20 protein-coding genes are annotated in these 24,091 nt (G+C 61.9%); 8 read left to right on the top strand and 12 right to left on the bottom strand.

The genetic code is table 11. The annotated features are described in order from the left end of the window. Positions 1-21 precede the first annotated feature (21 nt). Both IPK17_RS37385 and IPK17_RS37380 read right to left on the bottom strand, forming a co-directional pair. A complete protein-coding gene (locus IPK17_RS37385; RefSeq protein WP_343422841.1) occupies positions 22-468 on the bottom strand; it encodes a YdeI/OmpD-associated family protein in 447 nt (148 codons plus the stop codon). Between the two features lie 15 nt (positions 469-483). Beyond that, positions 484-768 carry a DUF2277 domain-containing protein gene (locus IPK17_RS37380; protein ID WP_343422840.1) on the bottom strand — a complete coding sequence of 95 codons (285 nt, stop codon included), beginning with the start codon at positions 766-768 and terminating at the stop codon, positions 484-486. 527 nt (positions 769-1,295) lie between these two features. On the opposite strand from IPK17_RS37380, the gene IPK17_RS37375 reads away from it, so the two are divergent. Then, on the top strand, positions 1,296-4,187 hold the full coding sequence (locus tag IPK17_RS37375) for a PAS domain S-box protein (RefSeq protein ID WP_343422839.1): 2,892 nt from the start codon (positions 1,296-1,298) through the stop codon (positions 4,185-4,187). 13 nt (positions 4,188-4,200) lie between these two features. Here the strand turns inward: IPK17_RS37375 and IPK17_RS37370 are convergent, their stop codons facing one another. The 7 genes from IPK17_RS37370 to IPK17_RS37340 all read right to left on the bottom strand — a co-directional run bounded on the left by IPK17_RS37370 (position 4,201) and on the right by IPK17_RS37340 (position 11,893). Beyond that, the gene (locus tag IPK17_RS37370; RefSeq protein WP_343422838.1) at positions 4,201-6,186 is read right to left on the bottom strand and encodes a sensor histidine kinase; all 1,986 of its coding nucleotides are present in this window, start codon (positions 6,184-6,186) and stop codon (positions 4,201-4,203) included. Positions 6,187-6,636: 450 nt separating this feature from the next. Next, positions 6,637-7,845 (bottom strand): cellulase family glycosylhydrolase, encoded by a 1,209-nt coding sequence (locus IPK17_RS37365; RefSeq protein ID WP_343422837.1) that lies wholly within the window; start codon positions 7,843-7,845, stop codon positions 6,637-6,639. Next, the gene (locus tag IPK17_RS37360; protein ID WP_343422836.1) at positions 7,842-8,588 is read right to left on the bottom strand and encodes a hypothetical protein; all 747 of its coding nucleotides are present in this window, start codon (positions 8,586-8,588) and stop codon (positions 7,842-7,844) included. Before IPK17_RS37360 ends, IPK17_RS37365 begins: the two co-directional genes overlap by 4 nt. A 401-nt stretch (positions 8,589-8,989) precedes the next feature. Continuing rightward, the gene (locus tag IPK17_RS37355; protein ID WP_343422835.1) at positions 8,990-10,249 is read right to left on the bottom strand and encodes a DUF1501 domain-containing protein; all 1,260 of its coding nucleotides are present in this window, start codon (positions 10,247-10,249) and stop codon (positions 8,990-8,992) included. Positions 10,250-10,515: 266 nt separating this feature from the next. Continuing rightward, positions 10,516-10,977: a DUF1800 family protein gene (locus IPK17_RS37350; protein ID WP_343422834.1), complete on the bottom strand. Its 462-nt coding sequence runs from the start codon at positions 10,975-10,977 to the stop codon at positions 10,516-10,518. Continuing rightward, the gene (locus IPK17_RS37345; protein WP_343422833.1) at positions 10,974-11,132 is read right to left on the bottom strand and encodes a hypothetical protein; all 159 of its coding nucleotides are present in this window, start codon (positions 11,130-11,132) and stop codon (positions 10,974-10,976) included. Before IPK17_RS37345 ends, IPK17_RS37350 begins: the two co-directional genes overlap by 4 nt. Next, entirely contained in the window at positions 11,129-11,893 is a 765-nt protein-coding gene (locus IPK17_RS37340) for a DUF1800 family protein (RefSeq protein ID WP_343422832.1), read from the bottom strand. Before IPK17_RS37340 ends, IPK17_RS37345 begins: the two co-directional genes overlap by 4 nt. Positions 11,894-12,027: 134 nt before the next feature. Between IPK17_RS37340 and IPK17_RS37335 the strand changes: the two genes are divergently transcribed. The 3 genes from IPK17_RS37335 to IPK17_RS37325 all read left to right on the top strand — a co-directional run bounded on the left by IPK17_RS37335 (position 12,028) and on the right by IPK17_RS37325 (position 14,224). After that, positions 12,028-12,282, top strand: a complete 255-nt coding sequence (locus IPK17_RS37335) for a hypothetical protein (RefSeq protein WP_343422831.1) — start codon at positions 12,028-12,030, stop codon at positions 12,280-12,282. Positions 12,283-12,781: 499 nt separating this feature from the next. After that, the gene (locus IPK17_RS37330; protein ID WP_343422830.1) at positions 12,782-13,435 is read left to right on the top strand and encodes a hypothetical protein; all 654 of its coding nucleotides are present in this window, start codon (positions 12,782-12,784) and stop codon (positions 13,433-13,435) included. A gap of 15 nt (positions 13,436-13,450) precedes the next feature. Next, positions 13,451-14,224, top strand: coding sequence for a YceI family protein (locus IPK17_RS37325; protein WP_343422829.1), 774 nt, complete (start codon positions 13,451-13,453; stop codon positions 14,222-14,224). Between the two features lie 108 nt (positions 14,225-14,332). On the opposite strand, the gene IPK17_RS37320 is transcribed toward IPK17_RS37325, so the two are convergent. Together IPK17_RS37320 and IPK17_RS37315 are read right to left on the bottom strand one after the other, a co-directional pair. Next, positions 14,333-15,433, bottom strand: a complete 1,101-nt coding sequence (locus tag IPK17_RS37320) for a glycosyltransferase family 4 protein (RefSeq protein ID WP_343422828.1) — start codon at positions 15,431-15,433, stop codon at positions 14,333-14,335. Then, complete coding sequence (locus tag IPK17_RS37315; protein ID WP_343422827.1) at positions 15,426-16,247, bottom strand: toll/interleukin-1 receptor domain-containing protein; 822 nt, start codon at positions 16,245-16,247, stop codon at positions 15,426-15,428. The genes IPK17_RS37320 and IPK17_RS37315 overlap by 8 nt, the downstream gene beginning before the upstream one ends. 112 nt (positions 16,248-16,359) lie before the next feature. Here IPK17_RS37315 and IPK17_RS37310 point away from each other — a divergent pair, with 112 nt between their 5' ends. Next, complete coding sequence (locus IPK17_RS37310) at positions 16,360-16,878, top strand: hypothetical protein (protein ID WP_343422826.1); 519 nt, start codon at positions 16,360-16,362, stop codon at positions 16,876-16,878. Continuing rightward, positions 16,875-21,053, top strand: coding sequence for an nSTAND1 domain-containing NTPase (locus IPK17_RS37305; RefSeq protein ID WP_343422825.1), 4,179 nt, complete (start codon positions 16,875-16,877; stop codon positions 21,051-21,053). The genes IPK17_RS37310 and IPK17_RS37305 overlap by 4 nt, the downstream gene beginning before the upstream one ends. Positions 21,054-21,112: 59 nt before the next feature. Here IPK17_RS37305 and IPK17_RS37300 read toward each other — a convergent pair whose 3' ends face one another. Next, positions 21,113-22,540: an SH3 domain-containing protein gene (locus tag IPK17_RS37300; RefSeq protein ID WP_343422824.1), complete on the bottom strand. Its 1,428-nt coding sequence runs from the start codon at positions 22,538-22,540 to the stop codon at positions 21,113-21,115. Positions 22,541-22,656: 116 nt separating this feature from the next. Between IPK17_RS37300 and IPK17_RS37295 the strand changes: the two genes are divergently transcribed. Both IPK17_RS37295 and IPK17_RS37290 read left to right on the top strand, forming a co-directional pair. Then, complete coding sequence (locus IPK17_RS37295; RefSeq protein WP_343422823.1) at positions 22,657-23,379, top strand: DUF2270 domain-containing protein; 723 nt, start codon at positions 22,657-22,659, stop codon at positions 23,377-23,379. A gap of 37 nt (positions 23,380-23,416) precedes the next feature. Continuing rightward, complete coding sequence (locus IPK17_RS37290) at positions 23,417-24,055, top strand: Uma2 family endonuclease (protein WP_343422822.1); 639 nt, start codon at positions 23,417-23,419, stop codon at positions 24,053-24,055. The last annotated feature ends 36 nt before the right edge of the window (positions 24,056-24,091 follow it).

Here is a 24,091-nt window from a genome sequence, read left to right as displayed (position 1 = left end):
GCAGCGCAACGGGATGACGCTCTACGGCGCGACCTTCGCGACGATCCCGGCGATGCGCCGTTCGCGCGTCTCCGCTGCTTTCGCCTCGTTGACCTGCCGCACGAACTCTTTGCGCTTGGACGGCGCGAGCGCGGCAAACGCTTCAGCTGCGCCGGGCTGAGCGGCCAGTGCCGCCGCTAGATCGGCAGGCACCTCGACGGTGCGTGGTTCGGTGTCCAGTTCCAGCGTCACTTCGACCGTATCGCCTGCCTGAACGCCCGCCGCCGTGCGATGCTCAGCCGCTAGCGGGAGCATGAACACGTCGCCATACGCGGCGACCGTGCTGCGATAGTTGTAGCCCTTGATCGTGACGACGACGGGCGGACGCTTATGTGAACCGAGCGCGGCGACCACGTCGGCGGGCACAGGCAGGCCGGTCGCGTTCACGCCTTCGGCCTGCTGAACGGTGGTGGTGAAGGTCACGGCCATAACGACTGTATCTCCTTAGTTGGCATCGGCGGATCTGGGAAAGCGTTTCGCGCTGCGAATGCGCGCGCGCTCGGCCTCGACTTCGCGGGTTTTGGGCGGCGCGGCCGTTTCCAGCGCGCCGAGCAGTTTGCTCGCCGCGGCGGCGACTTCGACAACCGCAGCGTTGAAGGCGTCGGCGTTGACCTTCGAGGGTTGGTTGAAACCGCTGATCTTGCGCACGAATTGCAGCGCCGCCGCCTGAATCTCGTCCTCGGTGACGGGCGGCTCAAAGTTGTACAGCGGCTTGATATTTCGACACATGCTTAGTTCCTCCTCACACGTACGGTCGCGACCGGATCTCGCTCGCCTGTTCTAGAGTATACGCGAAATTTGCCGGGGGAACCCCGCCCAGTGACGTTGTGGGACTTCTGCCCCCGGCTGACGGCTGAGGTCTTTCGCTCGGCACTTTGCAACTCACTCCCCCCCCCGGGAGATTAAAAAGTCCGGTGTCTCCCCCCTTTAGGTTGAGGCCGGACTTAACACGAAGCCCCCCCCCCGCCCCGCGCCCCGCGCCCCCCGCCCCCCGCTCCTCCCCCCCCCCCCCCCCCCCCCCCCCCCCCTCCCCCCCCCCCCCCCCCCCCCCCCCCCCCCCCCTTCCCCCCCCCCCCCCCCCCCCCCCCCCCCCCCCCCCCCCCCCCCCCCCCCCGCCCCCCGACGTTAGTTTACGGATATCTACGAACAATTAATGAGAATTGAGTTATATTGAGATTAAACACGTTAGCTAAACGCACATGATGATTTCTCAGCCCCAACCCTCGTTCCAAGTGGCGAACAACAGAATGAATTCTATGAAGCCGATGACCGACAACCTGCCTCCCACTCCACCGCCGGGGCCCAGCACGGATACGCAGCAGCTCGACGCCGTCAAAGCGGAGCTGGAAATGCAGCGCAACTACCTACGCGACATTCTCGACAGCGTCGAAGATGCGTTTATGAGTGTCACCCCGGATGGAAAGCTGATTTTCGCTAGCCGGTCGTTTGAACAAGTCTTCGGCTACCCGGTTGAGCGCTATCTCAGCGATCCCGATTTCTACAAAACGGTTGTCCACCCCGATGATCTGGCGTTGGTGATCCGGCAGCGTGACGATTTGTTTGACAAGGGATCTGTCGAATTGGAACGCCGCCTTGTCTTCCCCGATGGCAGCATCCACTGGCAGTTTCAGCGGATCTGGGTCAATTACGATGCTGAGGGGCACCCGCTCACGGTCAACACCATGGGCCGTGACATCACCGCCCGCAAACAGGCAGAGGCGGCGCTGCGCGAGGCGGCGGCGACGCTTGAGCAACGCGTCGACGAGCGGACGGCCGAGCTCAACCAAATCAAGCATCGGCTGGAAACGATCTTTGAGACGATCAGCGACGGCGTGCTGCTGCTGGATCCAGTGCACGGCATTCAGGCCGCGAACCCCGCCGGCGAAGCGCTGCTCAACATCACGCCCGCCGACTATGCGACGTTCCGGCTCGAACACATTTTTGCGCCAGAAACGGTCGTCCGGCTGCGCGCGCTCAAGCTGCAAGTCGCCCAAACGCGCCAACCGCAGCAGGTCGAGGCCGTGCTGCAGCGTCCGGGCGGTCTCAGTCACGATGTGGAGATCAGCTACGCCCCGGTCTCCGGCGATGAGAGCGAGCTGGCGCAGCTCGTCATCATCATTCGCGATGTCACGGCGCGCAAGCGCACCGAAGCCGCGCTGCGCGCCAGTGAAGCGCGCTACCTGAATGTCGTCCAGACGCAGACGGAATTGATTTGCCGCTACGATACCGACTTGAAGCTGACGTTCGTCAACGACGCCTACGCTCGGCGCTTTGACCAACTGCCGCGTGATCTGGTCGGCCAGAGCTTTTTGCCCCTGATCCCGGAGCGGGAGCGGGACGCGGTGCGCCTGCACGCTCTGGATTTGCTGCGCAATGGTGGAGCCAGCGTGCACGAATACGAATTTTCGGGCGCGGATGGCCAGAAATACTGGCAGTACTGGACAGATGTCGCCCTCTACGATGATCACGGCACCATTACGGGCGTGCAGGCCGTCGGGGTCGATATCACCGAGCGCAAACGCGCTGAAATGACGCTGCAGCAGAAACTGGATGAAGAACAGGAGCTGCAGCAGAATTTGCAGGTGCTGCATGCCATCAGCATTGAGCTGACCAAGGTCGAAACGCTCGACGAGTTTTATCGCGCGGTGGTCGAGATGGGGCTGACACGCCTCGGCATGGATCGCGTCGGTATTTTCCTCTACGACCAGGCGGCCAACATGGCGCAGGGCGTTTACGGCACCGATGACGTGGGCAATATTCAGGCGGAAAAGTATATCCGGTTTCTCATTCGACCGGACGGCGGCATGTATACGTCGATGATCAAGCCGGAACGCTTTCACTTTAATGACAATGCGCCGCTGTATCACAAGGAGGACGTCGTTGGCTATGGCTGGAACCTCACCGTAGCGCTGTGGTCGGGTGACCGGGTGCTCGGTTGGTTGGTGGCTGATAACTACATTCATCGGCGTCCGGTCACGCCCACGCAGATCGAGATTCTGGCGCAGTATGGCATCTATGTGTCGGCCTCGCTGGTGCGCCGGCAGGTCGAAGATGCGCTGCGGGCCAGTGAGGAAGAGTTCCGCTTGCTCCTTGAAGCCGCGCCGGTCGCGACGATCATCAGCGATACGTTGGGCATGATCGCGCTGGTCAACCAGGCGGCTGAGGACATGTTCGGCTATTCACGCGCCGAGATGCTCGGCCAACCGCTGGAAATCATCATGCCGCAGGCGCTGGACGAGACCGATCTCCCACTTTCGCCTGTGATTGCTGGCGCTGACGACGAGCGCGAACGCCTGAATGTTATGGCGCTGGTCGGACGGCGCAAAAATGGCACGCGCTTCCCGGCGGATATCCAATTGAGCTATATCGAGATCCAGTCGTCGTCCGTGATGATGCTGCATGTGCTCGATATGACTCAGCGGGCCGCCGCCGAAAAAGCGCTCAAACAGGCGTTGGCGCGCGAAAAAGAGCTCAGCGAGCTGCGAGCGCGCTTCGTGTCCACGACTTCGCATGAATTCCGCACGCCGCTCGCGGCGATCCTCGCTGCGACCGAATCGCTCAGCCTGTACCGCCAGCGCATGGACGACGAACAGATCGCTAACCGGCTGGAACGCATACGCGCTCAGGTGCTGCATATGCGCAACATCATGGAAGACGTGCTGCAGTTGACCAAAATGGAGGCGGGGTATGCCGACTTCAAGCTCACGGATGGGGACTTGGGCGCGCTGTGCCAGGCGATTGTCGATGAATTCAACAGCCAGCCCGACTATCATGATCGGCTGGTCTTCAGCACACCGCTCGCCGAGCCGACCGCGCAGTTCGATGCGCGCCTCCTCCGGCAGGTGGTCACCAATCTCGTGCACAACGGGCTTAAATACTCGGAGAAACAGGTGCGCGTTGAGCTGGATCGCGATGAGGATGAGCTCATCCTCAAGATCAGCGATCAGGGCATCGGCATCCCGGCAGACGATCTCAAACGGCTGTTTGAGCCGTTCCACCGCGCGGCGAATGTCGGCACGATCTCCGGGACGGGCCTGGGGTTGAGCATCGCGAAACAGGCGGTGACCTTACATAAAGGCTCGCTGTCGGTAGCCTCGCAGGTGGGCGTTGGGACGACATTCACCGTGCGCGTGCCGATCAAGGCGTAGCACCCGTCGGTACTTACAGCGCATCGTGGGCGCTGTAGCGCTCAGGTTCGCGCGGGAACGTGACGGTGAAGCTGGTGCCTTTGCCGACTTCGCTCTCCACCGTGATCGTGCCGTTGTGCAGGTCAATGGCCTGCTTGGTAATGCTCAAGCCGAGGCCTGTCCCGGAAATCGAGCCAACGTTGTCCGCCCGATGAAACGGTTCAAAAATGTGCTTAATATCATCCGGCGGAATCCCGATTCCCGCGTCACGCACGCAGATGCGAATCGCCTGCTCGTCGTGACTGAGCTGTAAATCGACTGGTTGTTCCCCGGCGGAATATTTGAGCGCGTTGTGCAGCAAATTGCTGACCGCTTGGCGCAGCAGGCGCGGGTCATAGGCGACCGGCACCGCGGTGTCGGGACAGTCACAGCGGATGCGCCCCTGATGCTCAGCCTGCGCGTCGAATTCCTCGACCAAATCTCGACACAGGCGCGCTACATCCCCGACGACCGGGCGGCACTCCATTTTCCGCGCCTGAAAGCTGGAAAGCTGGAGCACATCTTCCATGATCGACTGTAAGAACCCGACCTGCTGCCCGATACGCGTCAATCGTTCGCTGATTTGCTCATCGGACATGCGGTGTCGGTAGAGGCTGAGCGATTCGGTCGCGGCGAGGATTGCGGCGAGGGGCGTGCGGAACTCATGCGACGCGGTTGAGACAAAGCGCGTCTTCAGTTCGACCAGTTCTTTCTCTTGTTCAAGCATCAGCTTGAGCGTCGTTTCCGCCTGTTTACGCTCGGTGATATCGCGAATGATGCACACGAGATTCGTCACCGAATAGACCGAGCGATTGATGGGCGCGATGCTGATTTCGACTTCAATGAAGGTGCCGTCACTGCGGCGGAGGCGCGCTTCTACGCCCTGCGGGTGCTGTGCGCTGGCGGCGTCGCTCAGGCTGGCGTTGATACGTGCCATATCGTCCGGATGCACCCAGGTCAGCAGGCTCAAACCGAGCGCGCTGCGCTCCCCGAGATCCAGCATCCGGTTGAACGTGTCGTTCGACTGCTGGATACCCTGCTGCACATCGACCAGCAGAATCCCATCGCCGCTGTGATTGAAAATGGCTTCCAGCCGCTCTTTCGCGCGTTCCAATTCGATGGTGCGTTCGGTGACGCGGCGTTCCAGCGCATCATACGCTTCTTCCAGGTCGTTGCGCGCATTGACGCGGTCCGTGATCACTTCGGAGAAGAGCAGAATGCCGCCGATGCGCCCATCGGTGTGGCGCCACGGGCGAATTTCCCAGCGCACCCAATCGTGTGAACCATCGAGGCGCGGGAAGCGGTCGGCGTCGCTCATTTCAACCGCGCCCTTCAGACAGCGCTGATGGATATTGCGCCAGCGTTCCGGGATTTCCGGGAAGACGTCGTAATGAGAACGTCCGATGATGTTCTCATCGCCGAGGCGATAATCGCTCAGCCAGCGGCGGCTGACCGCAACATAGCGCATATCCGTATCAAGCATTGCAATCGCGGCGGGCGCGTGTTCGATGAACAGACGCATGCGCTCCTGCGTTTCGAGCAGTTCGGTTTCGGCGCGTTTCTGCTCGGTGATGTCGCGCCCGACCGCCTGATATTCCACGATCTGCCCGCCTTCATCGAAGATTGCCCGGTCTTTCCATTCCACCCAGCGCAGGCTGCCATCCGCTTGCAGCGAATGGTGCATGCTGATCGCCACCGGGTTCGTCTGAGTGAGCGCGCGAATGTGGGCAATGCCCGCTTCGCGTTCTTCGGGCGGGATTTTGCTCAGAATCGATTTGCCGATCAGTTCGTCAGGCGTGAGCCCGAAGGATTTGCAGTAGGCTCGGTTGCCGAAGGTGAGATTGAGATTGGGATCGTAGCGACAGACCAGCTCAGTCTGGTCTTCGACGATAGCGCGGTAGCGTTGTTCGGTACGCGTTGGCGCGAGCGCCCCATCTTGCAGAAGTGATGTATCCGCATCGACGGGATGATGATCATTCATAGCCTGTCTCTTCTGACACCCAGTGTTTCCAGACTTGCTGGTCGGAGCGGTAGCGCTTCTGGTTCACTAATTCTGATTGTAACGCTGATTCAGTTTTCTAAGACCGGATTAGTCTAGAGATTTATATAAAACCACTCGACATGTTTGATGAACTCATTCAAATAAAGGTTTTATTACCATTCATTCTACTATGCACCGTGATTGATTGTATCTTGATTCCAGCCCAAATAAGTTGTGAGATCTGCCAACCCGAGAAAATTCAAGACAGGTCACGATCTCCCGAGCGCGCTGGGTGAGCAGGCATGAGGGGATTGAAAAGGGCCGTTTGATTTGCGGACGCCTCGTTGGGCGTCCCTACAATTCCTGCAATTCTTTGGCGATCTGATTTAGGGGTGAGGTTGGGGCAGCCGCCAAACTGTGAACTGTCAACTGAAAACTGTCAACTGACAGCTACTTCACCGCGACGGCGACTTCGCGCATGTAATCCACGTTATCGAGCAGGCGCTTCTCAGCGGACCACTGCTGCTTGCCGAAGTGCCGCCACCACACATAGCCGCCCTTTTCCGTGCGTGACGCCGGATCGACGTCGATGCACGTGCCATTCGCCAATAGATCGAGCCGCTTGGCAGTGATCGCGGGTTCCGTCCGCACGCTGAGCGGTCCGAGCACGACCTGATAGCGCTTGGTTCCGGTCGGCGTGGGGCGATAGGCGGGGGCGTTGGTCGCATGGCTGCCCACCACCGCCTTGAGGCCGTTGTAGTCGCGGTGAATGCGCGCGAAGGCGTATAAGTCGCTCACACCGACATTCCACGGCGAGGTGTCGAACGCCCACGGCATAATCGTGAATGCGCCCGCACTGCGCCAGCGTTTGAACTCGTTGGCATAGTACGCGGTGCGATCCGGGTTGCGCGTGATCGACCCGCCCATTTCGCCGACATAGAACGGCTTGCCGAGTTCGCGCCCGATCTGAATATCGAGCGTCGCATACTCGGTTTCGCCATCTTCAGCGTAAAAGTGGATCGACACGGCGTCGATGGTGGGCAGGCTGTACAGGCGGCGGGAAGCGGCAGCGCGCGTCGCGGGTACGGTGATCTGATTGCTGTTGATGATCCCGGTACTGACGAGCGTCAGCGGCGTGATCTGCTTGAGCGCGGCGCTGGCTTCGGCGGCGAAGTTGTAGAAGGCGCGTTCGTCCGTCGCGTAAGCGGGCTGCGGGTGGATGGCGAATTCGTTGCCGAGTTCCCACAGCAGCAGGGCGGGATGCCCGGCCAACGCCGCTGCGACGCGCTGGATATAGGGGATATAAGTCTTCTGGTACAGGCGGTTGAGGAAGTAGTTCTTGTGCAGGTGCGACCCGGTCGCCGTGTGATAGTGACTCTCGCCGGGGATGATCCACTCGGAGCCAAATGCATCGCCGAGCGCGATGATCGCCTGCATGCCCGCCCGCTGGATGAGGTCGAGCGCCGCTTTGAGACGCGCGATGTTCTGGTCAACGGTCAAGCGCTGGCACGCGCCAAACAAGCGGATTAACTGGACACCGAAGCCGCTCAACTCGGTGAGCTGAGCGGCTTGTAATTCGAGGCGCGTATACGGTACGGAGGATGTCCCATAGTACGCAAATTCCCGCAGGTTGACGCCGGTTCGAAACGGAATGTTCACGGTCGCAGTGTTTCCAATACTTCGTCGGTATCGACGTTAATCAGTGCAAAGTACAATTCGGTTTCCCCGGCCACAAATGACACGCTCCAGATGCCGGGACGCAGATTTTCGGTGTAGGTTGTCCAGTCGTCGCGCCCGTTGAGCGCTTCGCCCGCGCCCTCGCCGGAATACGCGAGGCTGATGGCTTCGTCGCGCCACGCTTCGCGCTGATCCTGTTCTTCGAGCGCGTTCGGGTCGCGGATTTCCTCAATCGCAAACTCATTCGCCGCCTCGTCGAACTGGATGACGGCCTGCACCGCCTGCACACCGCGGTAGAACGTGACTTCCCAGCGGCGGTCGTAACGGTTGAAGTCGATGTAGTGATCCCACAACAGCGTGTCGCCGAGCACGGCAAGGATCTCTGCGTCGTTGAGCACCAGCGGCAGCACGCGATCTTGCCCACGCTGGAATTCTTCGGCGGAGAGCGGCGCGGGGATGAAGCTGTCGACAATTTCACCTGTCTCCAGCACCACATTCGCATACCCGAGCCATTCCGACCACTCTTCGGCGTAGAACTCGACGTACCACACCCCGTCGCTGTCGTCGTCGTTGGCCTGACCAAACGACCCCGGATACTGCGCCAGCCAATCGACCCATTCGGGGAGCTGCGCCACCCGGTCGATAACGCGCTGCGCATCATCCTGCGCGGCGAGGGGGAGAGCACACAGCAGTATTACAGCGAGCAGCATGACAATGCGTTTCATGATCGATCTCCTGAAACCACGCGGTCGCCCGCGTCGGCTTGTCTAAGCGTTCGCTTCATCCCTAGCATACAACCGCTCCGATGCGAGCAAACTTAAGGGATGAAGCCGAAAGTCACTAATCTTTATGCAAATGATCCCTGCCAATTTGTGCCGGCGGGAGTCCTCTGTATCGCAGTCTCCGACCCACCCCGTCCACGAATCCTGGACGGAGGCGGTATTTGATTTTCAGGCGTAAATCTGTAGCGGCGAGGCTTGCCTCGCCCCTACCCTTCTTTCCCTCGTATCGAACTGTAGCCCCTTCCCGAATTCAGGAAGGGGAGACAGAAAAGCTCGCTTTCTCCCCTCTCCCCGCTTGCGTGGGAGAGGGGTTGGGGGTGCGGGGGCTGCCGACGAGCCGCACGCTACCGCGGGTTGACCAGCCCCAGCGATGTGACGCTGTGATTCGGGAACACCTGATCGAGTGCTGGGTTGAGCAACCGCTGACCGACGACTTCCGCGAGCACATCGCGGTAATCGGTCGTGATTTCGAGATCGCCATCGTTCAGGGTTTCGGGCGCGAGCGAGAAGCCCTGCGTGAAGACCTGTCCACCGCGCGCCCCGCCGCCGAGCACAAACATGAAGTTCCCATGCCCGTGATCCGTGCCCGCGCTGGCATTCTCTTCTACGCGCCGCCCGAATTCGCTCATGGTGACGATAGTTACGTCACGCAGACGGTCGCCGAGGTCGGCGCGGAAGGCGGCCAGCCCCTGACCGAGCGTGGTCAGCAGGGCGTTGAAGTAGCCATTGGTCGTACCCTGATTTTCGTGGGTATCCCAGCCGCCTACATCAACGCACGCGACTTCGAGCCCGACATCCGCCTTGATCAGTTGGGCGATTTGCCGCAGCCCGAGGCCGAAACCTTCGTTATCGCCGGGATAGGCGGCGTCGTTGGCTGGGGTATAGCCGCCCGCATTGATCGCTTTGAGCAGATCGACGGTTTCGAACACCAACCGCGCCTGCGAGTCGAGCGCCCCGGTCGGCGCGTCGATGCTGTACAGGCGCGAGAGCATCTGCTGGGCTTGCGCGAGTTCATCTTCGCGCCCGCGCAGGTGGAAATCGGCAATCGAGCGCAGTGAGAGCGCCGGAATGCCCCCGCGCAGCGAATTCGGCACCATCGCGCCCATGCCGACCGCGCGGAATGGGGACTCGTTCTCCCACGCCGTCGACTGCAAGTGCCGCCCGATCCAGCCCGTACCCGTCGTCTTGACACCCGGCGTGCCGTACTCCATGAACTGCATGGCGTCGAAATGCGAACGGCTGGGATCAATGGATCCGGTTGCATGGACGACGAGCAGCTCACCTGCGCGGTACAGGTCGGCGAGCGGGGCGAGCGCCGGATGCAGCCCGAAATAGCCGTTCAGGTCGATGGCGGCGTTCGCGCCATTGCCGGGTTCCGGCACGGCCAGCGATGGGCGCGGATCGTAGTAGTTCGCGCCTTCGCCAAAGGGCACGACCGCGCTCAAGCCGTCGATGCCGCCGCGCAGAAAGATCGCGACGAGCACGTCGCCGCGCCCGGTTTGCTGGGGCGGGCGGAAGGCGAGGCGCGGCATCCACGAGGGAAAGAGCGCCTTGCTCACGCCGAGCACGCCCGAGGTTTTCATGAAATCGCGTCGAGAAATCATCGTTATCCTTTCGAGCAAGCAGCGATGTGCCGACCCCACCCCCGGCCCCTCCCCGAATTCAGGGAGGGGAGCCAACACGGTTCGCTACGCCTCCTCTCCTCCCGCTGTGGGATAGGGCCTTGGGGGTCAGATCAACTCCCGCGCCTGCGGGCCGCCACTGAGAAAGTCAGGGCGATGCCAGCATTAATCCGAACAGGGTGGGAGTTTTCGTCGCCAGCATGTGTTCATCCAGCGCCAGTTTGTCCAGGCCGTCCTCGTAGTCGAAGTCACGCCGGCGGGAACGCGCGTGCCGAACACCTGCCGGGCCTACGCGTCGACCAGTTCTGGTCGGCGTGGTTTGGCGTCATCGCTCCAACAAGTGCGCGGTCGTTGTAGGCAACCCTCACGCTGCAATTGTTCGCGTCATGGCGATATTCCAGACGCGCACCGCCATTGCTGTTCATCCACGCGCCCGCCACATCCGGGTAGCCATCCGGCGGATGCCAGCCGTAAGGAAGCTGCGCGAGGTCTTGCAGCAGCTCGATCATGCGCCAGAACGGCATTTGCGTGTCGGTCGCCCGCAGCGCGCCGATGAAGAATTCGTAGGGGCGGCGCAGCTTTTGCCCTGCCGCCGCCAGAAATTCCTGCGAGGTGAAGATATGGCGCAGCACCGGCGCGATTTCGCCGTTGTTGACGATGAATTGCAGCGCGGTACTGTCGACCAGACTCGCGGGCGGGTCGTCGCTCACGAAGCGCAACCAGAATTATGCGATGAAGCCCGACGAGGGTGCACCGCCAGCAAACCGAGCACATGCAGCGCGTCTTCGATGCCGCGCCCCGCGGGAATTTTGTGCCCGAGCACCATTTTCTGTTCGGTGTCGTGCAGCCATCGGATCCAAGTCAAGCTGATCGGCCGTGCCGGTTGTGCAAGCCGCCACGTTGATGGCGCGCGACCTCTTTCACATCATCTTCGGTGTAGCCGCCATCCACGCCGAGCGTGTGCAGTTCCAGCAGTTCGCGGGCGTAGTTCTCGTTCGGGTGTTCCGCGACATTGAGGTAGTTGTCGAGGTAGTAGAGCATGGCCGGGCTGCGCGCCACGCCGAGCAGCAGGTCGCGGAAATTGCCGAAGGCATGCCGCCGGATCACGTCGCGGTGCAGGATGATCAGATCGACGTTGTAGTCGCCGTTCTCCGCGATGTTGAAGTGATCCGTCCAGAATTCGACGACGCGCTCGAATAACTGCCGTTGGCTGTAGGTTGCGCGGATCACCGTGCCGTCCAGCAGCGCGCGATACGAGCGGCCATAGCGTTCGCTCACGCCGTAGCCCGTGCGCCGATCCATGTTGAGGATGGGATACCACTGCAAGCGCGTTTGCGTGTCGCTGTCGTCGATGCTTTCCGGGTTCAACTGCTCGTCGAGATACGCTTCATAGCCGATCTGCTGCGCGCGCTCGTAGGCTTCCGGGCGTACGCCATACGAGATCCGGTTGAGCAGGTGCAGCACCGGGTCAGTTGTTTGCGCCGCTGTGTGTGGAGTCGGCGCGCGCCAGAGCGCGGCCATCTCCGGGCTGACGCCCGCTGCGAGAGCGGTTGCGCCGGACAGCTTGAGAAAATTGCGCCGGGATAAACTCAGCTTCTGCCCAATTACTTTTTGCCGCTGGCACACCCCAGCGAGCCGAAGGGTTTGGGCAGCACCACCGCTATCAGGGCATAGCTTGACGATGAACTTACCAACGCGAATCCTGTCTGGCGGACCAGTCTCCAGGGAGGGTCGACGCGATCAGGAAGCGCAGACACAGCTTGGCGATGAAGCGCGCCATGCGCCTCGCCATCACCGTGAGCTTGCAGCACTATCTGGATCGACGGTTGGATTGCGCCCTCGTGTGGGATCGTCCCGGCGTCACCACGTTTGAGTTGGCAGCACTGGCTGGTCTGGCGCAGGTGAACGACTTAACAGCGGAAGCGGACGGAAAACCACTGCCCATTCAGATGAGCGACGCAGCTTCAGCCATTGAAGGCCCGGACTCTTGCATCATCTGCGGTGTAGCCGTCTAGCCACGCGAGTGTTGGGCGTGTGGGGCCAGCCGCCTGTCGGCGAGTTATTCGTGCCGTTTATCAATGCGGAGGAAGTGTTTCTCGGAACAGGCGCGATCCCCTACCCGACTGATCTCCCTCAGATTGCCGATGATTTACACGTGGACTTCCAAATCATCGACATGCCAGACGGTTGGCAAGCATTTAGCAGCCTGAGCACGGGCGGCGCACATCCCGCCAAGCTTGACGGGTTCTTCTGTTACTGCTGCCCGCGGCGTGAGCCAGAAATCAGTGTGTATGAGGGCAAAGAGAAGCACGTTACGTTCCGCTGGCTGACGCAGCACGGCACAACATCCCCTGATCTGCCGTTCCTCATCGACAGCGCACGCCGCTGGCTCGAGTGGCTGGAGACGAACCTCGCGCCGTACAGCGGTTTGGAGCAGATCGATGTTTTGCTGCTGCGTGCTCCAGAGGGTTATCTGGCGCAAAGGGCGGAAACACGTTCGCGACCGGCGAAAACGTGCTCAACGAGATCGTCGCGTATGGGGCAGATGCCCCCGCCGAACTCGCCAAGTACGGCTATTCGACCTATCGCGCTTTTCTGGTCAGCGGTCTGCTGCACGAGCTCCTCCACTTCTACACGACTGCCGCCTGGAGCGGGCGCTACAAGTCGACTTTGTATCCCGCGCCCGACTGCCCGCGCTCCGACCGCCGCTTAATCGGCGAGGCGTTGAACTTGTATTTTAGCGAACAGTTCGCGCTGGAATTGCTCGGCGCACCAGCGGAAGCGTTCGCCGAGAAAATCCAACCGGGCGGCGTCTTCGGCTCGCTCGCCCCACTCGCCGACCTCGATCAGGCACTGCACGTGCGCGGCACATCACTGCGGGCGTTGTTCGCTGCCTTGCTGGAGCGCAAGCGTAAAGACCGCACGGGATATCTGTCGACTGGATGTTCACCGTGCTGCGCGCTGACTTTGGGATCGAGTGGGAGAATAAACTGGTGTGAGGCAGCGGAGTCCAGTCCAGACTTGTCCGCAACAGGCTTTTTAAAACCCTGTGTTCAGAACTTGTGCAGTTTTACACTTTCTCGGTATTTCCCTGAGAGTATCCTGAAGGTCTGTCCAGAAACAATCTATTTGCCTATATCCTATCGTTGTCCTACGCAGAAGAACTGATATGGGAGTAACGTTATGGGAAATCGAACCCGAATTCTGATTATTGCCGCTGTCCTCGTCATCGCCGCCGTTGCAGTTGGTTTGTATGCCTTCTTTGGTGGAGAATCGGGCGTGGCGAGCGAAGTGATCAGCGCGCCGACGCTGGCTGTGAATACCCCCGTTCCGACGACCGAGGCCGCGGTGTCGACCGTTGAGGCGTCCGCTACGGATGAAGCGACGGCGGAAGCGGCCGCCGCGACCAGTGGTGGTGTGATCTTCAACATTGTGCCGGAAGAATCGCAGGTGTCGTTCGCGCTCAGCGAAGTGCTGATGGGGAATCCGACCAACGTGGTTGGCATCACGGATCAGGTCGCGGGGCAGCTCCTCGTCGACCTCGCCAACCCCGCTGCCACGCAGATCGGCACGATCCGCATCAACGTGCGCACGCTGGCAACCGACTCGGATATGCGGAACCGCGCCATTCGCCGCGCTATTCTCCAGTCCGATCAGGATCAGTTCGAATTCGCCGAATTCAGCAACATCGAATTGAGCGACCTGCCCGCCTCGGTGACCATCGGTGAACCGTTCACGTTCAACATCACGGGCGATTTCACGCTGCGCAGCATCACCAACCGGGTGACGTTTGCGGCGCGCGTGACCCCGGTCAGCGAAACGGAGCTTAGCGGCACTGCGTCGACGGTGGTGCAGCGCGCCCTGTACGAGCTGACCATCCCCAACGCCCCCGGCGTCGCCAACGTGTCGGAGGATGTGACGCTGGAAATCACCTTCGTCGCCCGCGCCGAGAGCTAAAAGCACAAGACTCAACGCCAAGACGCCAAGACGTGAAGGCGCAAAGGAATCGAAGGGACGCGATAGCATCGCGTCCTTTTTGCTACTTGGCGACTTTGCGTTGAGTTTTTATCGTTGGTACAGGCGGAGGAGGGCTTGCGCCGCGTGATCCCACGTTTGGGTGGCCGCCCAAGCGCGCCCCGCCGCGCCATACGCCGCCGCCAGCTCGCGATCCGTCAGCAGGCGGACGAGCGCCGCCGCCAGCGCCGCTTCATCGCGCTGCGGGACGAGCAGCCCGGTCACGCCGTCCTGCACGGCATCTTCTGCGCCGCAGTCCAGCGATCCGATCACCGGGAGGCCAGCGGCGCTCGCTTCGATCAGCGACAGGCCGTAACCCTCAAACTTCCAATCGACATTGACCGAGGGCAGCGCGAACACGTCGGCGGTGGCGTACAGGCGCAGCAGTTCGGCATCGGAGATGCGCCCGGTCAGCGTGACCGTGTCGGCTAAACCGAGGTCACGGATGGCTGCGCGCACCTGTTCGACCGTCTCCGGTTCCATGTCCAGCGACCCGACGATCAGCCCGCGCACGTTCGGGATCGCTGCGCGGACCTGTGCCAGCGCGCGCACCAGTTCGAGCGTACCTTTGCGCGCTTTGACCGCACCCACGCTCAACACGGTGGGCACCGCGCCGCCTTCCGGCTGAATCGCGCCGAAGCGGGCAAAGTCGATTCCGTTGGTGATGACCTGTGTGCGCACGCCGGGGATCGTTTCGCGGGTGATCTGTTTGGTGTAGTGGCTGACGCACACGACCGTCGCGCGGCGGAACGCCCACGCGTACAGCGCGCGGATCGCGGCGGAGCGGCGGGCAGCTGCCCGCACATAGCTCCCGTGCCCGGTGATGATCAGCGGACGCCGGCCAGCGATCAGCGCGGCCAGCGGCGCATACGGTTCGATGTGCGCGTGAATCATAGTACAGGGGCGGAGCGCGGCCTGCACCTGCGGCAGACTGCGCACCAGACGCGCCAACATGCCGCGATCCAGCGGGTCGACGGAGGGCAGCAGCAAGTGTTGATCCAGACCAGGGAGGCGCGGGCTGTTGTGCGCGCTGACCACGGTCAAACGCACGCCCGCGCGCTGCAACGCTTCGATCAGACTGAGGCTGTAGTGCGCCCAACCGTGCTTATGCGTCAGGTCGGGCGCGAGAATTCCGACGTGCAGGTCAGGCATTCAACTCGCGGATCGCCGCCACGACTTTCTGGAGATTGGCGCGATGTTCGCGCGGCGTGCGCATCGGCGTCCACTGGATATTGAACAGCGAGAGCGGCAGCGCGTTGGTTTCATCACCGGAATAAAGCAGTGGCACAATCGGGATGTGATGCGTTTGGGCGAGGTGAATCTCGCGCTCGACCCATTCCGAGGCTTTCGCCGAGGGCGTGAGCAGCGCGACGACACAGCCCGACGAGCGAATCGCCTTTTCAATGGCCTTTTGCCACGACGGATTCCCCGGTTGGAGTTCGTCGTTATCCATCCATACGATCAACCCGGCGGCGCGCAGATCGGCGTACAGGCGCTTGGCCGACGGCGCATCTTTGCGGCTGTAGCTGATGAATACATCATGCACCTGGGAGACCGAAATCGACGGCGGCGCGGCCTGCGCTTTGGTCGGCGCGGGAGCAGGGGTGGGCGCGGCTGGCATGTACGGCGGTTCGCCGTTGCTGATGCCGATCATCATGACGCTGCCGCCGGTCACAGTGCCAATCGAGTTGGTGATCACCGTATTGCCGGTGACGTTCACGCCCACCCGGCCCTGGAGTTCTTCCGCCGCGCTGTTGATGACGGTCATTTGCGCGGGGGATAACCGCTGGAGCGCATGCCGAATGAGCACGAGCTGCGTCGGCGTGAGCGGGAGCTGCGCATCGAACGGCTGCCCCGTGAGGACGACGCCGAGGACGTGCGCCAACTGTTGATAGGCTTCATGCACGGTGGGTTGGTCGAGGCGGTCAGCCGCGCTGTTGAGCGCGGAAACGATGATGTCGGACATACAGTTCCTCTAGCGCTGGTGTATTCTAGAGCGATGATAACATAAAAACCTGTGGCGAATCGATTCCATGTTATAATCCGGTACTCGTAATGAAATTTGAAAGAAGGTGTTCGTGACCCGTGTGTTTCTGGATGACGCACGCGCTCCGCATCTACTGACGCCGGACTACCTCAGTCGTACCGTCACCCCGTTTTTGTCGGCGCTGGCTGTACTCCAACTCGTTGCGGATACCATCCGGGAGCACGATGATCCTCTCATTATTGAGCAGATCGGCAGCGAAAACGGGCGATTGCAGGTGTGTCTGACTGGCGCGGGGGCAGCGCTGCAGTTTGCCGAGCGGGAACTGACCCGCTGGCGCGCGCAGCACGAAGATGTGGTGCGCCTGATGAATGAACTGGAAGAAATGCTGAGCTGGCTGGGCGAAAGCGAAACGCGCGAGCGCATCCTGATCGAGCGAGAGGACCTGCGCGTGCGGCTCCAGCCGGATCTACTGCGTTTGGTGCTAGACTATTTAAGTCACGTTTCGCCGAATGTTCCAGCCTTAGGACAAGTCGTCCACATTGATCGTCTGTTGGCGGCGTTCCATCTGCTGGCGTTCAGCGCTCTCACAATGGCGGTGATCACGACATGACTGGACACATCGCAGGGTACGATCTCGCGGAGCAGATTGGTATCGGCGGGTTTGGCGCGGTCTACAAGGCGTATCAGCCGGAACTCGAACGCGATGTCGCCATCAAAGTGATTCTGCCGGAATATGCCGCGCATCCCGATTTCATCCGCCGCTTTGAGATCGAAGCGCAGATGATCGCCCGGTTGGAGCATCTGCACATCGTGCCGCTCTACGATTACTGGCGCGACCCCGGCGGCGCGTATCTGGTGATGCGCTACCTGCGCGGGGGCAATCTGCGCGGCGTGCTCATGAACCAGCCGAAACTGGAAGCGACCCGCGTTGCGCGCCTTGTCGGGCAGATGGCGGCGGCGCTCAACGCTGCCCACCTGCGCAACGTCATTCACCGCGACGTGAAGCCCGAAAATATCCTCCTGGACGAATTCGGCAACGCCTATCTCGCCGACTTCAACATCGCGCGCGATCTGCGTTTCCCCTCGACGGGCGAACGCTTCGGCACCGCGGCCTATGCCGCGCCGGAACAATTCACCGAAGATATCGCCAGCCCGCAGACCGACTTGTTCGGCCTCGGCATCATCACCTATGAGCTGCTCACAGGCGCACTGCCGGAACAAAACCCGCTCCCGCCTGTGCAAAAAGAACGCCCCGACCTCCCCTACGAAATCAACCCGATTCTCTGGAAGGCGACCGCCTATTCGCCGGAGAATCGCTATAAAGACCCGCTCACCTTCGCCGAAGAACTGCGCCGCGTGGTGGGCGAAGCGCCGATTCCCCAGATCACCACCGTAGGCAAGATCACCCTATCGAGTGGGGAGCAGGAGAGCACCACGCGGATTCTGCCGCCAGCGCCGGAAGTCAAAAATCCGTATCGCGGGCTGCAAGCCTTCGATCAGGCCGACGCCGATCAGTTCTTCGGGCGCGAAGCTTTCGCCGACAAGGTCGTGCTGCGCTTGGGCGCGGACCACTTCGTCGCCATCATCGGCGCGAGCGGTTCGGGCAAGTCGAGCGCGGTGCTGGCGGGGGTGCTGCCCCGCTTGCGCATGGGGGCGCTCCCCGGCTCAGAAACGTGGTTCTACGCGGTGATGAAGGCGGGCACGGCGTTCGTCGCGCTCGACGATGCGCTGCGGGGGGTCAATACCGGGCGCATCAGCTATGCGCAGTTGGAAAACGGTGAATGGCGGGCAGGTCTGCCGCCTAATAGTACCCTCGTGCTGGTGATCGACCAATTTGAAGAATTGTTCACCCAGCGGGCCGATGTCAAGCTGTTTTTGGCCGCGCTGCTCAAGGCGCTCAAAGATGAGTGCATCTATATTGTGCTCACGCTGCGCGCCGATTTCTACGACCGCCCGCTGAGTTATCCCGACTTCGCGCCGCTGCTTTCCGAGCACACCGAAGTGATTTTGCCACTGAGCATCGCCGAGATGACGCAGGCTATCGAAAAGCCCGCCGAGCGCGACCAGATTAAGTATGAGCCGGGGTTGGTGGCGCGCATCATCGAAGACGTGCGCGATCAGCCGGGCGGGCTGCCGCTGCTCCAGTATGCGCTGCGCGAATTGTTCGACGCGCGCATTGGCCACCTGATCACCAAGAAGGTGTATGAGGAACGCGGCGGCATCAGCGGAGCTTTGCAGCGCCGCGCTGATGAGATCTACGGGGGGCTGGATGCGACCGAACAGGCGGCGGCGCGTGAGGTGCTGCTGCGGCTGGTCGATCCGTTCACGCTGACGCGGCGGCGCGTGCTGTTGAGCGAACTCGGCCACATTCGCGGTCGCGAGGCGATGGTCAAACGGTATGTGGAAAGCCGCCTGCTCACGCTCGATTACGATGCCAAAACGCGCGCGCCGACGCTCGAAGTCGCGCACGAGGCGTTGATCGCCACGTGGGATCGGCTGAAGCATTGGATCGATGAGGCGCAAGGCGAACTCCGGCAGCGCAGCGCGTTGACGGCGGTGGCGGCGGAGTGGGACAAAGCCAAACGCGACCCCAGCTACTTGGCGACCGGATCGCGGTTGGTCGCCTTTGAGCCGCTGCTGACGAGCGCCACGCTCACACTGACCGAGGCCGAGCGCAGCTACGTGCTCGATAGTGTGGCGGCGCGCCAGCGCGCGCGGCGGCGCACGCAGATCGGCATTACCGGGCTGGCGGTGGTCGCGCTGATCGCGGTGTTCTCCGCGATTTTCGCCGTGGACGGCCAGCGCCGGGCGGAAGGCGAAGCGCGCATCTCCAAATCGCGCGAACTCGCCTCCGGCAGCTTAAGCGCTGCCGAACAGGTCGATCTCTCGCTGCTCCTGAGCGTCGAAGCGCTGGCCGTCCACGACACGTACGAAGCCCGCAACGCGCTGTTCACGCGCTTGACGGCTAATCCGCTCTTGGAGGGCTTCCTGTACCCCGGTGCGGGCAGTTTACGCGCGCTGAGTCAGTGCGGCACGCAGACTATCATCGCGGGACGCGGCGGAGTCGCGCAGGTCCTGGACGCGGGCGGTGAGACGCTTAGTGCGGCCGCCGTGCGCGCCGTCGCCATGCCGATCAACGCCGTAGCCTGCAACGCGAGTCAGATCGCGCTGGCGGGCGCGGGGAGCGTGATTCAGGTGCTCGCTGGCGCTGACCGGGGCGCGCGCGTGACCATTGACACTGGAACAGATACAGAGATGCGCGCGCTGGCGTGGCATGACGCAATTTTGGCCTCGGGCGGGGACGATGGCGTCATTCGCTTATGGGATACTGACACCCGCGAATTGCTTCGCGAACTGCGTGGGCACACGGATACGGTGTGGGGCTTGGCCTTCGCGCTGGATGGCTCGCGCCTGTATTCGGCGGGGGCGGACAACGTGATCCGCGTGTGGGATCTTGAAACCGGGGACGAGATCGGGATCTGGGAAGGGCACACCAACTGGGTGCTGGCACTGGCGCTCTCGCCTGATGGAACGCTGCTGGCGTCGGGCAGCGCCGATAACACCGTGCGCCTGTGGGATGTGGCGACCGGGGACGGTCAGGTGCTGCGCGGCCACACCAATTGGATTCGGGCGCTGGCCTTCAACGCCCACGGCTCGCGTCTCGCATCCGGCAGCGCGGATACCACGGTGCGCCTGTGGGATCTCGCTACGGGCGACGGTCAGGTGCTGCGCGGGCAGCGCGGCGCGGTGTGGAGTGTGCTGTTTGCCGGCGATACGCTGTATTCGGCGGGTGAGGATGCCTATGTGCTGCGCTGGCGGGCGGCACCGGCGACCGGGCGTCAGGTCGGCGCGATTCAGGCGTTTGACCTGCTGCCGGATGCGACCGCCGCCGCCGGGATCGATAACCTCGTGTACGTCGGCGCGCCGGAGGCTGTGGAACCCCGCGTGATCGACAGCGAATATGCGGGGCTGGTGACGGCGGTGCGCTACAACCCGGCGGGAACCGTCCTCGCCACGGGCGCGGATGATGGCCGCGTCCGCCTGTGGGATGCCCAGACCACCGCGCGCCTGAGCGACTTCAACCCGAATGTCGACGTGATCCAGCAGATTGCCTACAGCCCGGACGGCCAGCGCATCGCCGTGGTGGGTGGGGGCGGCGCGGCGGTCTTCGCGGTCGATGACGGCGCGGAACTCAGCCGCTACCCGAGCGCCGCGCTCAGCGTGACGTTCGCGCCGGACAGTCAGACCGTGCTGGTTGGTCAACGCAGTGGCGTGATCGACCTGTGGCGACCGGACGCTGCTGCCCCGCAGACATGGGCGGGTCACAGCGATGGCGTGATGAGCCTGACCTTTAGTCCGGACGGCGCCTCGGTGATTTCGACCGGGCGCGATGGCGCGGTCATCGTGTGGCAGTTTGCGACGGGCACGGCGCTGCATCGGCTGGAAGGGCATGCGGATTGGGTCGCGGGCGCGGCGTTCAGCGGCGACGGACGGGTGCTCGCCACCGCGGATCATCAGGGTGTGCTGCGGCTGTGGGATACAGAGCGCTGGTTAGCGCTGGGCGAACCGCTGCCGGTCAGCGACGGGTGGCTGAATCACCTCGCCTTCCACGGGCTGACGCTGTACGCCGCCGGGCAAAACGGTTGGATCGACCCGATTAATTTGGAGACGGCAGGCTTGCTGGAACGTGCCTGCACTATTGCCGGGCGGAACCTGACCGCCGACGAGTGGACGATCTACTTTGGCGCTGAGCCGTACGCGCCCACGTGCGGGGCGGAGTCCTAACGCATAAAAACGGGGCGCACTGCGCCCCGTTTGTTCATATTCCACTTTCGAGAACCGAGTTACTCCCCTGTGCCTTCGTGCGCGCTCCCACGACCATGCCTGTTGTCCCCGCCGCTGTTACCCCGGCGACCTCGCCCCGGCGGCGTGCGTGATAACTGGCGACCCTGCATAGCTGGCTGGTAGCTGATCACCTGTGTTGGCGGGTCGGGGGATGGTTCGAGCAGGGTAGCCGTTGGCGGAATGAACGCGGCAGTCGTCGGCGTGGGCGTATCCGACGGCGGCAGCGGCGTATCGCTGGGAGTCAGGGAGGGCGTAGGCGTGTCCGTGTTGGTGGGCAGCGGCGAATTCGTTGGCGTGATCGTGGGCGTATCGGTCGGTGTGAGGGTTGGGAGCGCGGTCGGCGTCTCCGTTAGCGTCGGAATGAGCGTGGGCGTCGGCAGCACGACCGTCGGCAGGAGGGTGGGCACGGGGCGTTCCAAGTCCTGGACGGGCAGGTTGTTGACCGGCGCTTGAATCTGCTGCGGGACGCTCGGCGGCGCGACGGGCGCGAGATTTTGATCCAGCTGAATTGTGAGCTCAGTCCCGGCGGGCGCGGTCACCGTTTCGCCCTGCGCTTCGACCTGCGCCTGACCTTCGAGCATGGTGATGCGCATCTCGCGGTTGCGTCCGGCGCGGATGTAGGCCGTCGAGCCGAGGCGCACCTTCACCTCGTTGATCCACAGGCTGACTTCGGCGACGCCATCCGGCGTCTGAATCAACACGCCGCTTTCCGGCATATCATCGCACAGCACGCCATCTTCGCCCGTCTCCAGCCGAATCGCCTGCATAGGGCCAAAATTGGTGGTCCACGGTTCAATTGCATTGACCGCAGCGATCCCGCCCTCGATCTGCATGGCCGGGGCGCTCACCCAACCGTATTCTCCATCGGATGTTTGGATATACAGCCAGCGGTTGTCCTCTGTGCGCCCGCGCGCCACCACACCTTCCCCTGAGACCAGCGTCCGCGTGACAAACGCTTCGAGCGAGGGCTCGCGGCGGACATTCACGTTGAGCTGTGAAAGCACGCTGGCAGCGGTTGCCGAGGGTTGGGGGATCAAGTTCTGAATTTCGACATCCCCGAACAGCAGAAACGTCACCTGTTCGCCGGGGTCGACATCCGGCGCGCTCGGCTGTACGGCCATCCGCGCGACGCCCCAGATACCCGTCTGTTCGTCGAGCGCGCTCAGGCGCAGCGAGCGCAGCGCGGTCACGTTGATGATGTCGCCCGGCGCTTGAAATGTGAATTCAGGCAGCCCGGCTTGCGGCTGAGCTTCCAGCCGCGCATGACCATAACACGCCTGATTCGTCCCCAGTTCATCGCACCGCGCATGGGTCGCCTCTAGTGCCTGCTGCACAATCCCGGTGCAGACCTGCGCCAGAGCGGTAACGGGGACGCTGAAGACTGCCATGAGCAGCAGCCAGATGAATACGTGCGAGACCTTGCCCATAGTGATTGAACTTCTACTTTCCCTTATCACATGATCATACGTGAAAATGCTAACAATTCAAATGACAACCTTTGCTATAATAACGAAAGAAATGACAAATATGGATGATTGTTCTCATGCAAGATTCACCAAATGAGCTCTCGGTCTGGACGTATCGCGGTTACAAGCTGCGACCGTCCGAATTCAATACGGCGCTCGTGCACTTCTACCGGGCAGAGATTGCGCGGGCGAATGCCTGGCGCAGCCGTCTCGACGTGACGACGAACTGGGCGCTCGTGGCGACCGGCGCGGCAATCACCTTTGGCTTCAGCGACCAGTACACGAATCACAGCATCATCATCCTGAATTCGGTGCTGATCACGCTGTTTCTGTTCATCGAGGCGCGGCGCTACCGCTATTACGAGCTGTGGAGCTATCGCGTCCGCCTGATTGAGACGGATTTCTACGCGGCGATGCTCATTCCGCCGTTCAAGCCGCGCGCGGAATGGTCAGATAAGCTGGCGAAGAGTCTGCTGGTGCCGCGCTTCCCGATTTCCGCGTGGGAGGCGTTTGGGCGGCGGCTGCGGCGCAATTACCTGTGGATCTATATGGTGCTGCTGCTGGCGTGGATCGCGAAGCTCTCATTGTACCCCACGCCGATTGGAACGTGGGGCGAACTGGTGCAGCGCGCGCACATCGGCATCATTCCCGGTGTGAGCGTCATGCTGATCGTGGGACTCGTCTACCTCACGCTGATCGTGATCGCCATCGTGACGCTGCGCTTACGCGCCGCCTCCGGCGAGATCTTGCCGCGCCACGAAAATCTGCGGCAGGTCGAGCCGAAGCAGCCTAGCGAATAAAGGTATAATCAAGCTGAAGTTGGATGGAGCAGCGACGATGGTTGAGCACACAATTCCGGGCGCGGACGAGAAACTTTATATCTCGGCTGATGACTATATGGAGAAGTACGCTGAACACTACTTTGAATGGGTCAACGGGGAGCTGATCAAGAATATGCCGGGGACGCTGCTGCATACGCTGCTGATTGCCTTTGTCGCCAAGCTGCTCGACGCCTATTTTGCCTTCAATAGCGGCGGCGGGCGCGTGATTCAGCAGCCGTTTGTCATGCGTCTCGACAGTATCCCGGCTCGACGTGAACCGGATATTCAGGTTGTCCTCAACACCAACCCCGGGCAGTTAACCGAAACCTACATGCACGGTGCTGCCGATCTGTGTGTCGAGATCGTGTCACCGGAAAGCGGCGAGCGCGATTACGTCGAAAAGGTCGATGAATATCAAGCTGCTGGCGTCCGCGAATACTGGATCTTCGATCCGCAGCGCAAATTTCATCGCTTCTATCGTCTGAATGAACGCGGTCTGTATGACTTAGTACACCCGGATACCGACGGTGTTTACAGCACGCCCTTGCTGCCGAAGTTTCGTTTGCATGTGCCGACGCTGTGGAATGATCCTCTACCCGATTTCATCGGTATTTATCGCTTGGCTCAGGCGATGTTTGCCGATGCCGAGCAGTAACTCAATCACCACCAGCTTACGTCCGTAAGGCCTCGT

The organism is Candidatus Flexifilum breve, assembly GCF_016713355.1.
The sequence above is the reverse complement of the archived record's forward strand: the minus strand, read 5'-3'. Positions and strand labels throughout refer to the sequence as shown.

Coding starts and splice junctions, on each gene's coding strand:
- IPK17_RS37295 (WP_343422823.1), top strand. CDS start 22,657: ATGCAAGATTCACCAAATGAGCTCTCGGTCTGGACGTATCGCGGTTAC.
- IPK17_RS37385 (WP_343422841.1), bottom strand. CDS start 468: ATGGCCGTGACCTTCACCACCACCGTTCAGCAGGCCGAAGGCGTGAAC.
- IPK17_RS37320 (WP_343422828.1), bottom strand. CDS start 15,433: ATGCCTGACCTGCACGTCGGAATTCTCGCGCCCGACCTGACGCATAAG.
- IPK17_RS37325 (WP_343422829.1), top strand. CDS start 13,451: ATGGGAAATCGAACCCGAATTCTGATTATTGCCGCTGTCCTCGTCATC.
- IPK17_RS37370 (WP_343422838.1), bottom strand. CDS start 6,186: ATGAATGATCATCATCCCGTCGATGCGGATACATCACTTCTGCAAGAT.
- IPK17_RS37315 (WP_343422827.1), bottom strand. CDS start 16,247: ATGTCCGACATCATCGTTTCCGCGCTCAACAGCGCGGCTGACCGCCTC.
- IPK17_RS37360 (WP_343422836.1), bottom strand. CDS start 8,588: ATGAAACGCATTGTCATGCTGCTCGCTGTAATACTGCTGTGTGCTCTC.
- IPK17_RS37300 (WP_343422824.1), bottom strand. CDS start 22,540: ATGGGCAAGGTCTCGCACGTATTCATCTGGCTGCTGCTCATGGCAGTC.
- IPK17_RS37375 (WP_343422839.1), top strand. CDS start 1,296: ATGAAGCCGATGACCGACAACCTGCCTCCCACTCCACCGCCGGGGCCC.
- IPK17_RS37305 (WP_343422825.1), top strand. CDS start 16,875: ATGACTGGACACATCGCAGGGTACGATCTCGCGGAGCAGATTGGTATC.
- IPK17_RS37380 (WP_343422840.1), bottom strand. CDS start 768: ATGTGTCGAAATATCAAGCCGCTGTACAACTTTGAGCCGCCCGTCACC.
- IPK17_RS37355 (WP_343422835.1), bottom strand. CDS start 10,249: ATGATTTCTCGACGCGATTTCATGAAAACCTCGGGCGTGCTCGGCGTG.
- IPK17_RS37290 (WP_343422822.1), top strand. CDS start 23,417: ATGGTTGAGCACACAATTCCGGGCGCGGACGAGAAACTTTATATCTCG.